Source organism: Acidobacteriota bacterium, assembly GCA_009861545.1.
GTDB lineage: Bacteria > Acidobacteriota > Vicinamibacteria > Vicinamibacterales > UBA8438 > WTFV01.
Genome location: VXME01000082.1, coordinates 1 through 8,477 on the forward strand (window position 1 = coordinate 1; position 8,477 = coordinate 8,477).

Annotated in this window: 8 protein-coding genes; 6 read left to right on the top strand and 2 right to left on the bottom strand. The window is 71.1% G+C overall.

The window, feature by feature from the left end:
* The first annotated feature begins 151 nt into the window (after positions 1 to 151).
* Positions 152 to 799, top strand: coding sequence for a PEGA domain-containing protein (locus F4X11_13505; GenBank protein ID MYN66029.1), 648 nt, complete (start codon positions 152 to 154; stop codon positions 797 to 799).
* A gap of 33 nt (positions 800 to 832) precedes the next feature.
* On the opposite strand, the gene F4X11_13510 is transcribed toward F4X11_13505, so the two are convergent.
* Positions 833 to 1,189 (bottom strand): DUF2007 domain-containing protein, encoded by a 357-nt coding sequence (locus tag F4X11_13510; GenBank protein MYN66030.1) that lies wholly within the window; start codon positions 1,187 to 1,189, stop codon positions 833 to 835.
* Positions 1,190 to 1,202: 13 nt separating this feature from the next.
* On the opposite strand from F4X11_13510, the gene F4X11_13515 reads away from it, so the two are divergent.
* From F4X11_13515 to F4X11_13535, 5 genes are all read left to right on the top strand, one after another.
* Positions 1,203 to 2,420 (top strand): PP2C family protein-serine/threonine phosphatase, encoded by a 1,218-nt coding sequence (locus tag F4X11_13515; GenBank protein ID MYN66031.1) that lies wholly within the window; start codon positions 1,203 to 1,205, stop codon positions 2,418 to 2,420.
* A 115-nt stretch (positions 2,421 to 2,535) separates the two neighbouring features.
* Positions 2,536 to 3,882, top strand: a complete 1,347-nt coding sequence (locus tag F4X11_13520; GenBank protein MYN66032.1) for a Gfo/Idh/MocA family oxidoreductase — start codon at positions 2,536 to 2,538, stop codon at positions 3,880 to 3,882.
* 68 nt (positions 3,883 to 3,950) lie between these two features.
* Complete coding sequence (locus tag F4X11_13525) at positions 3,951 to 4,700, top strand: DUF1080 domain-containing protein (GenBank protein ID MYN66033.1); 750 nt, start codon at positions 3,951 to 3,953, stop codon at positions 4,698 to 4,700.
* Between the two features lie 68 nt (positions 4,701 to 4,768).
* On the top strand, positions 4,769 to 5,266 hold the full coding sequence (locus tag F4X11_13530) for a heme-binding protein (protein ID MYN66034.1): 498 nt from the start codon (positions 4,769 to 4,771) through the stop codon (positions 5,264 to 5,266).
* Positions 5,267 to 5,598: 332 nt separating this feature from the next.
* On the top strand, positions 5,599 to 6,723 hold the full coding sequence (locus F4X11_13535; protein ID MYN66035.1) for a hypothetical protein: 1,125 nt from the start codon (positions 5,599 to 5,601) through the stop codon (positions 6,721 to 6,723).
* A 60-nt stretch (positions 6,724 to 6,783) separates the two neighbouring features.
* On the opposite strand, the gene F4X11_13540 is transcribed toward F4X11_13535, so the two are convergent.
* Positions 6,784 to 8,406: a hypothetical protein gene (locus F4X11_13540; GenBank protein MYN66036.1), complete on the bottom strand. Its 1,623-nt coding sequence runs from the start codon at positions 8,404 to 8,406 to the stop codon at positions 6,784 to 6,786.
* Between the last annotated feature and the right edge of the window lie 71 nt (positions 8,407 to 8,477).

The following is an 8,477-nucleotide window of genomic DNA, read 5'->3' on the forward strand; positions in this document are numbered from 1 at the left end:
GCGTCGGCGGGCCCCCCCCGCCCGACCCCCCGCGCCCCCGGGGCGCCGGGCCCGGGCGGGCCGGGGCGGCGGGCCGGGGCCCCCCCCCGCCCGCGCGGGACGGGGGGGCGGCGTCGTCCGGGACCGCCCGTACGCGCGGGGACGGCAACCCGTGCAGGTCGGCGGGGGCGGCCGCGGCCGGCGGCCGGCGGTGATCGATACCCACGGGCGCGCCGTGCCGCGGGCCCGCGGCGGGAGGCGCCCCGGTCCGGGTCCGGACTATCGCGGCCGCTACAGCCCCCGGCCGCGGCCCGGCTACCGCTACGGCTATCACTATCGCGGCGGGTACGGCTACTACCGACCGTGGTATGGGCCGCGCTGGCACCGCCACGTCGGGTTCGCCCGCTACGGCCGCCCGCGGGTCTACGGCACCTACTTCTACTTCCCCGGCTTCTCCTTCGGCGCCGGGTTCGGCTACGCGCCGCACGTCCACGTCGGCGCCGGCATTCCGTACTCCGGCTATGGCTACCCCTACGGCTGGTACGACCCTTACGTCCGCTACGGCTACGCGCACGTCGCGGACGCGTATACGGGATTCCTCCGCCTGAAGGTCCGCCCGCGCGCCGCGGAGGTCTACGTCGACGGGTACTTCGTCGGAATCGTGAACGAGTTCGACGGCATGTTCCAGCGATTGCGGATCGAGGAGGGAGCGCACACGGTCGAGGTGCGGCATCCCGGCTACGAGCCGCTCACGCTGGACGTGCTCATCGTGCCGGGCGAGAAGGTCACGTTCGAGGGAGACCTGATCCCGCTCCCCTAGGAGGGTCGGAATCCGGGGCGGCGGCCGCGCCGGTCACGGCTGCCGCCCGCGCTCCGCACCGCAGCTCCAGCACACCGTGAACTGCTCTTCGATCGACTCGCCGCACGACCGGCAACGCCAGACCGCCCCGCCCTCCGCCTCCGCCGGCGCCTGCCTTCCCGCGGCGTAGTCGTCGGCAATCTCGACAGCGCGGGCGTAGCGTCCCCCGTCGTCGTCGTCGAGCACCCACACGGACGTACGCATCTCGACGAAGGAGAGAGTGCCGCCCTGCAGCGGCACCATGTCGTCGCCCCGGACGACGGCCTCGATCCCCTCGACCTCGAGCAGGCCGCGGAGGACGTGCGCATCGCCCGGACCGTCCGCCTCGTAGATCTTCTTCAGATCGGCCATTTCCCTTCATACCATGGACCGTGGACCGCGCGCGCTACGTATACTCGACGTGATGGATACCGACCGGCGCGAGGACGACTTCTTCGAGGTCTACACGAAGGACCTGACTGGCGAGGACGTCCAGCGCCTCTTCACGCGCGACGCCCGCGACGCGTACCGGTTCTTCACCCGCCACATCGACGAAGGGGCGTTCGCCGGGCTGCCGCCGCTGCAGCGGTTCACCCTGCGCGCGCGCCTCGTGTTCCTCGCCTTCACGCTGAAGCTGTCGCCGGCCCGCCGGGCGCTGTTCGGGATCGCGCTCGTGGCGACCGTCGTGGGCCTGATCGAGCTCTTCGAGGGCATCGGCCTGGTCCGTGTGCCCGTCGTTCCGTTCCTCGTCAGCGTCCCGCTCCCCAGTCTGGTCTGGTCCGACGGCACCGGCTGGCTGGCGATCGGCTTCGTGCTGGTCAACCTGCTGGTGCTGCTCGAGGTGGCGGATCGCCTGAGCCTGAAGAACGACCTGGAGGTGGCCCGCGAGATCCAGCTCGCGATGCTGCCGCAGAAGATCCACGCCATCCGGGGCCTCGAAGCCGCCGGCCGCACCCGGCCCGCGAACACCGTGGGCGGGGACTGCTACGACATCCTGCGGCTGCCGGAGGGCCGGCTGCTGCTGATGCTGGGCGACGTCTCCGGCAAGGGCAGCCCCGCCGCGCTCCTGATGGCCCTCGCCATCGCGATGTTGCGGACGCTGGCCGCGGAGAACCTGACGCTGGTCGGCCTGATGGAGCGGCTCAACCGGCTGGTCTACGAGCAGACCCCCGGGTCGCGGTTCATCACGATGTTCGTCGCCGCCATCGACCCCGCCACCTGGACGCTCACCTACATCAACGCGGGGCAGACGCCGCCGCTGCTCCGCCGGCAGGCCGGCGAGATCGAGGCGCTCGCGACCGGCGGCATCGCCCTCGGGATGTTCGACCGCGCCACCTACGAGGCGGCCGAGCTGACCCTCGATCCCGGGGATCTACTGGTCGCCTACAGCGACGGCGTCACGGAAGCGGAGAGCCCGGCGGGCGTGCCGTTCGACGAGATCGGACTCCGGCATCTGATCGAGACGCATCACGCCGACGGTCTCGACGACCTCGGCGAGGCGATCGTGGCGGCGGTGGTGGCGCATGCGGACAGCGCCCGGCTGGCGGACGACCTGACCGTGCTCGCGGCGCGGCGCCTGCCGCCGGTCCCTCCCGGTGTCTGACTGCGCTTCATCCGACGGCGCCAGAACGTTCCCGCCCGGACTTCCCGGTAGGAGCCACCGGAGCCGCACCGCGCCGGTCGATCCCGGATAGAATAGGCCGCACAAGGGAGTTGCCATGCCAGTTACACGCCGCCGCTTTCTCACCGATTCCACCGCGGCCGCGGCCGGCGCCGGCGCCGCCTCGCTGCTGCCCACCACCGTCCGCGCCCGCGCGCAGGGCGTCTCGCCGAGCGACAGGATCGTCGTCGGCGTCATCGGCTGCAACGGGATGGGCTTCTCGAACCTGCGCTCGCTGCTGCGGATGGACGAGGTGGAGTGCGGGGCGCTGTGCGACGTCGACGCCGGCGTGCTCGAACGGCGCAAGCGCGACGTGGAGGAAATGACGTCGGTCACGCCGAAGGTGTACGGCGACTACCGCGCGCTGCTCGAGAACCCCGACCTCGACGCGGTGGTCATCGGCACGCCGGACCACTGGCACTGCCTGCAGATGGTCGAGGCGTGCGAGGCGGGCAAGGACGTCTACTGCGAGAAGCCGCTCGCCAACTCCGTCGAGGAGAGCCGCCTGATGGTGGCGGCGGCGAAGCGCTACGACCGCATCGTGCAGATCGGCCAGTGGCAGCGGAGCGGCCCGCACTGGGCCGAGGCGATCGACTTCGTCCACTCCGGCAAGCTGGGACGCATCCGGACCGTGCGCGCGTGGGCGTACATGAACTGGCTGCCGCCGGTGCCCAACCTCCCCGACGAGCCGGCGCCGGACGGCGTCGACTACGACATGTGGCTCGGCCCGGCCCCCAAGCGGCCGTTCAACCGCAACCGCTTCCACTTCAACTTCCGCTGGTACTGGGACTACGCGGGCGGACTGATGACCGACTGGGGCGTGCACATCATCGACATCGTCCTGTGGGGCATGCAGGCGACCGCGCCGAACTCGATCGCGGCCAGCGGCGGCAAGCTCGCCTATCCCGACGACGCCCAGGAGACGCCGGACACGCTGACCGCGCTCTACGAGTTCGACGACTTCCTGATGGTGTGGGAGCAGGCGACGATGATCGAGCTCGGGCCGTTCCAGCGCTCGCACGGCGTGGCGTTCGTCGGCAACAACGGTACCCTGGTGGTAGACCGGCAGGGCTGGGAGATCTTCCCCGAAGAGAAGCTGGAGAACCGGCGTCCGGTCGCCTGGCGGATGGAGACCCGCCCGCCGGTCGCCGCCGCCGCCGGGCAGCGCGGGCTGGACCAGCACACCGCCAACTTCATCGACTGCATGAAGACGCGCCGCCAGCCGGTGTGCAACGCGGAAGTGGGCAGCCTCGCCGCCGTCAACGCCCATCTCGGCAACATCGCGTTCCGCACCGGGGCCAAGGTGCACTGGAACGGCGTCGACATGACCTTCAAGGACAACGACGCGGCCAACGCCCTCGTCAAGGCGCGGTACGACGGACCGTGGAAGCTGCCGCGCGTATAGCGCGCCCGGGCTGTGGAAGAGGACGGCCGTAGAAGAGAATCGCCCGAGATCGAACGGAGATGCACGCCATGACCCGATCCGCCCTGCCGCTCGCGCTGCTGTTCGTGATTCCCGCGCTGCTCGCCGCCGCGGCCCAGGAGCGCGACGAGTTGCCGCCCCCCGAGAAGACCGAGGTCTGGGAGCCGGAGCCGGCCGTCGTTCATCCGGGCGGCCACGCCAAGGCGCCGTCCGACGCCGTCGTGCTGTTCGACGGCGCGGACCTCTCGAAGTGGACCGGTCGCAACGGTGCGGCCGAATGGACGGTGGCGGACGGGGCGATGACCGTGAAGCCGGGCACCGGTTCCATCTCCACGCGCGACAGCTTCGGCGACGTGCAGCTCCATGTCGAGTGGCGCACCCCGACCGAGATCGTCGGCGAGAGCCAGGGCCGCGGCAACAGCGGCGTCTTCCTGATGGAGCGCTACGAGGTACAGGTGCTCGACTCGTACGAGAACCGCAGCTACTCGAACGGGCAGGCGGCCAGCATCTACAAGCAGCACATCCCGCTCGTGAACGCCTCGCGGGCGCCCGGCGAATGGCAGACCTACGACATCGTCTTCATGGCGCCGCGCTTCCGGAGCGACGGCAGCCTGGAGCGCCCGGCGACGATGACGGTGCTGCACAACGGCGTCCTGGTCCAGAACCACGTGGAGATAGCGGGACCGACCGTCTTCCGCGGGTCGCCGCGCTACGAGGCGCACGCCCCGAAGGCGCCGATCCAGCTTCAGGATCACCGCAACTTCGTCAGCTATCGCAACATCTGGGTCCGGGAGCTCTAGCGGTTCCCGAATCCGGTCGCTCGGATCACCGCAAACCGTCACAACCACCATCACCCGAGGAGATTGCCATGCGTTCTCGTACTCTGTTCGCAGCCCTGATCGCGTCCGCTCTGATCGTCGGTGCGGCTCCCGCCGCCGAGGCCGTCGAGGAACGGCCCATTCTCACCGCCGCCGCCACGCGGACGATGATCGACGCCTGCATCGCCAGGGCCGAAGCCGAGGGCTGGCTGATGCACATCGCCGTCACCGACAACCACGGCAACCTGAAGGCCTACCACCGGATGGACGACGCGCAGTTCCTGTCGCAGGACATCGCGATCGGCAAGGCGCGCAGCTCCGCCGTCAGCCCGCGTTCGACGCTGCAGTGGGGCGAGATGGCGTTCAGCGGGGGCGCCCCCGGCGCCGCGGCCTTCGTGCCGGGCATCATCTACTTCGAGGGCGGCCTGCCGATCATGACGGCCGGCGGCTACCACGTCGGCGGCATCGGCGTCAGCGGCGACACCGGCGCCAACGACGCCATCTGCGCGCAGGCGGGGATCGACGCGGCGGCGGACGAACTGCAGTAGCCGTTTGCCTTGGGGGCTCGGCCGCACGCACCGGCCGGGCCCCACGTCGCCCTCCTCCACACCCGTCCGGGCGAACCATCTTCCCCGGACAGGGTCTACACCTCGAGGGAGTTGCCACGCGGGCCACGAGACCACACCGTGCGGGCGGCCCCGCGGTTCTGTCGCGGCGCGACTTCCTGGTCCGCTGCGCCGGAGCGGGGCTCGGCGTCTACCCCCCGGCCGATCCCCCGGGACGGGCGCCCGCGAAAGCGAGCACAGCGGCTCCCCAGCGGGTTCCGGACGACGCGGTCGACGAGACCTTCCCGTGGGGGCGTCTGCGCGACCTGCTCCACATGCGCTTCCGCGATCCGCGGCGGCACTTCGTCTTCGAGTACTACCCCTGGTACGCCAACGATCCGTTCTTCCACTGGCAGCAGTGGGACCGCAATCCGCCGGCCGACCTCGCCGCCAACACCGTCCCCCGCCTGGGGGCTTACGATTCACGGTCGACGGCCGTGCTGGAGCAGCACGCACGCTGGATCGCTGAGTCCGGGGCCGGCGCGATCGACATGAGCTGGTGGGGCCGCGAGAGCTTCACCGACCGCGCCGTCCACCGCGTGATGGACGTGATGGCGGCGCACGACATCCACGTGATGTTCCACCTCGAGCCCTACGGCCTCGACCGCGTCGAACGGTTTCCCGCGGACGTGCTGTACCTGCTGGAGGAGTTCGGCGAGCGGCGCCGCTGGGACTGCTGGTACTTCAACGAGCGGGACGCCGGCCGGCAGACGCCGGTCTTCAAGACGTTCAACACGCTGCTGCCCGAAAGGATTCGGGACTGCCACGGGAACCTGCGCAACGTACCCGAGTACGTGCCCGACGCGCAGTGGCGGCGCGCGACCGACCGGCTGCGCGCCACCCTGGCGCGCGAGTTTCCGGACCTGGTCCTGCTGGCGGACAGCGTGGACGCGCAACGCGTCCGGAACGCCGGCTTCGACGGGGTCGCCCCCTACGGCCCGCTGGCGGACCGCTCGACCTGGCTCGGGACGGCGCTGGCGGCGAGCCGGCTGGGGCTGGCCTGCGCGTTCAACGTCAATCCCGGCCTCGACGAGATCGAACGCCGGACGGTGCCGCCGGACTCGTGTTACACCCCGCGGCCATTCCTGCCGCCAACCCGGCCCTTCGACTGGTCGGAGCCGCTGGAACGCGAGCGCGCAGCCGGGCTGGCCGAGCGTCAGATCGACGCGACGCTGCAATGGGCACTGCTGCTGCAGACCGATCCCTGGCTCGCGCCCGGTCTCGACTTCTTCCTGCTCTTCATCTGTTCCTTCAACGAGTGGCACGAGGGCCACCAGTTCGAGCCGATGAAGGACGCCGGCGAGCTGACGGCGGCCGAGCGGGCACACGCCTACCACAATCCGCGCGACGGCGCGTACCGCCTGCGCCGCCTCACGGATGCCCTCGGACGGCTCGTCTGACCCGCCGGCGCGACGGCGCTCGCCCCGAGGCGCCCCGGAGCCGAACCCCGGGCGCGATTGCTACGGCGCCGGCGGCACCTCGATGTGCAGCTCGGCGCCGTACATCGCGGTGCGATCCTGGTCGGTCGCGGCCCACCGGAGCAGCGTGGCGACGTCGGGCTCGACCATGCCGTCGAAGGCCGTGACGCCGTTGACGACCACCGTAATCGGCTGGGTGAAGTCGAACTGCTCCGGGGAGATTAGGAGCGTGAACCGCCGGACCCCCCGCGTGTAGGCCGTCACGGTGTTGCGCTGCTGATCCAGCTCCACCCGTCCCGGCGCGAGCGTGTGCGGAAACGCCTGGCGGCCGCGCGGCGCGGCTTCCGCGGGATAGTCGAGCATCACGTCGATCCGCTCGCCGCCGCGTTGCACCACCATCGGAATCCGCTGGCCCGGCGCGAACCCGATCAGCGCCTGCCGCAGATCCTCGACGGTCGGGCCCGCCGTACCGGCGACCTCCACGATGGTGTCTTCGTTCACCATCCCGGCGGCCGAGGCCATGGAATCCGGACCGACCTCCAGGACCCGCAGTCCCGAGCCGTCCACCATCTGGCCGATCATGTTGATCCCGAGCGGCAGGCCCGACGTCTGGTCGAGGACGGTGTTGTGCGCATCGAGATCCGGCTCGCCCTCGACCGCCCCCAGCTGGGTGATGACGAGCCAGTGCGCACGGTTGTAGCGGTCGGTCCGCTCGGTCTCCCAGGACAGGCGGGAAGGTAGCGGCCGACGCGCCTGCTCGCGCATGAACGCGTCCATGGCCGGCTTCTCGTCGTCCCACCAGCTCACGTCGTGGCCCGCCTCCGGCTGCGGCCGGAAGTCCACGAACACGCCAGCCTGCTGGAACAGCCGCATGAAGGGAACCACCGACGCGACCGGATACAGCGGATCGCGGCCGCCGTTGACGACGAACAGCGGCTTGTTGCGCAGGTTGGTGACATGCATCTCGCCGTCGACGTCCGAGGCCGGGTTGGCGAGCACGACCGGATGGCCGTTCAACGTCAGGAACGTGGCCCACGGCGTGGTCGCCTTCATCGCGTGGTAGAAGGCGCCGGTCGCCCCGTCGGAGATCCCGATCAGGTGGACGCGGTTCTCGTCGACGTTGTAGACGCGCTTCAGGTCGTCGAGAAGGCCGGCGAGGTTCTCGATCTGGCTGTCCTGCCACCAGAGCGACTCGTCCCAGGAGGCGGGCGCCACGACGATGGCGTCGTCGCGCGCGAGGCGTTCCTCGCGGCGCCACCAGGTCCCGTCCTCCCGCTTCGGCCGCGACACGCCGCCGTGCAGGTAGACGATGACCGGATACCGCGCCGCCGGATCGTAGCCCTCCGGTACGCGCAGAACGTAGCCGTGCTCGACGCCGTCGCGGTTCTCGCGGGCGAGGAGCCGCCGCCCCGTCGGGACGTCGCGGGCATAGGCGCGACCGGCGCGCAGACGCCCCCAGATCGCCTCGATGCCCGGATCGGTCGCCAGGACGGCCGCCGTGGCGGCCGCGATCTCGTCGTCGGTCGACGCGGCCCAGAAAGCGGCCACCGCCGCGTCGAGCGCACCGTCGCCCGACTGGCCGGCGAACGCCGGCCCTGCCCCGCACGCGGCCACAACCGCCGCCAGCCCGAGCACCGTCGGGGGGGCACGACACCCCAGGCCCACCAACCCCCCCCGAGACCACGCCCGGCGCCGGCCGGGAGAAAACTAGCAGCGACGCCCGGGGGTGGGCCGGG

What these genes read in the sequence shown, in the direction of transcription:
- F4X11_13520 (MYN66032.1), top strand. Translation starts at nt 2,536, where the DNA reads ATGCCAGTTACACGCCGCCGCTTTCTCACCGATTCCACCGCGGCCGCG.
- F4X11_13530 (MYN66034.1), top strand. Translation starts at nt 4,769, where the DNA reads ATGCGTTCTCGTACTCTGTTCGCAGCCCTGATCGCGTCCGCTCTGATC.
- F4X11_13510 (MYN66030.1), bottom strand. Translation starts at nt 1,189, where the DNA reads ATGGCCGATCTGAAGAAGATCTACGAGGCGGACGGTCCGGGCGATGCG.
- F4X11_13515 (MYN66031.1), top strand. Translation starts at nt 1,203, where the DNA reads ATGGACCGTGGACCGCGCGCGCTACGTATACTCGACGTGATGGATACC.
- F4X11_13525 (MYN66033.1), top strand. Translation starts at nt 3,951, where the DNA reads ATGACCCGATCCGCCCTGCCGCTCGCGCTGCTGTTCGTGATTCCCGCG.
- F4X11_13535 (MYN66035.1), top strand. Translation starts at nt 5,599, where the DNA reads ATGCGCTTCCGCGATCCGCGGCGGCACTTCGTCTTCGAGTACTACCCC.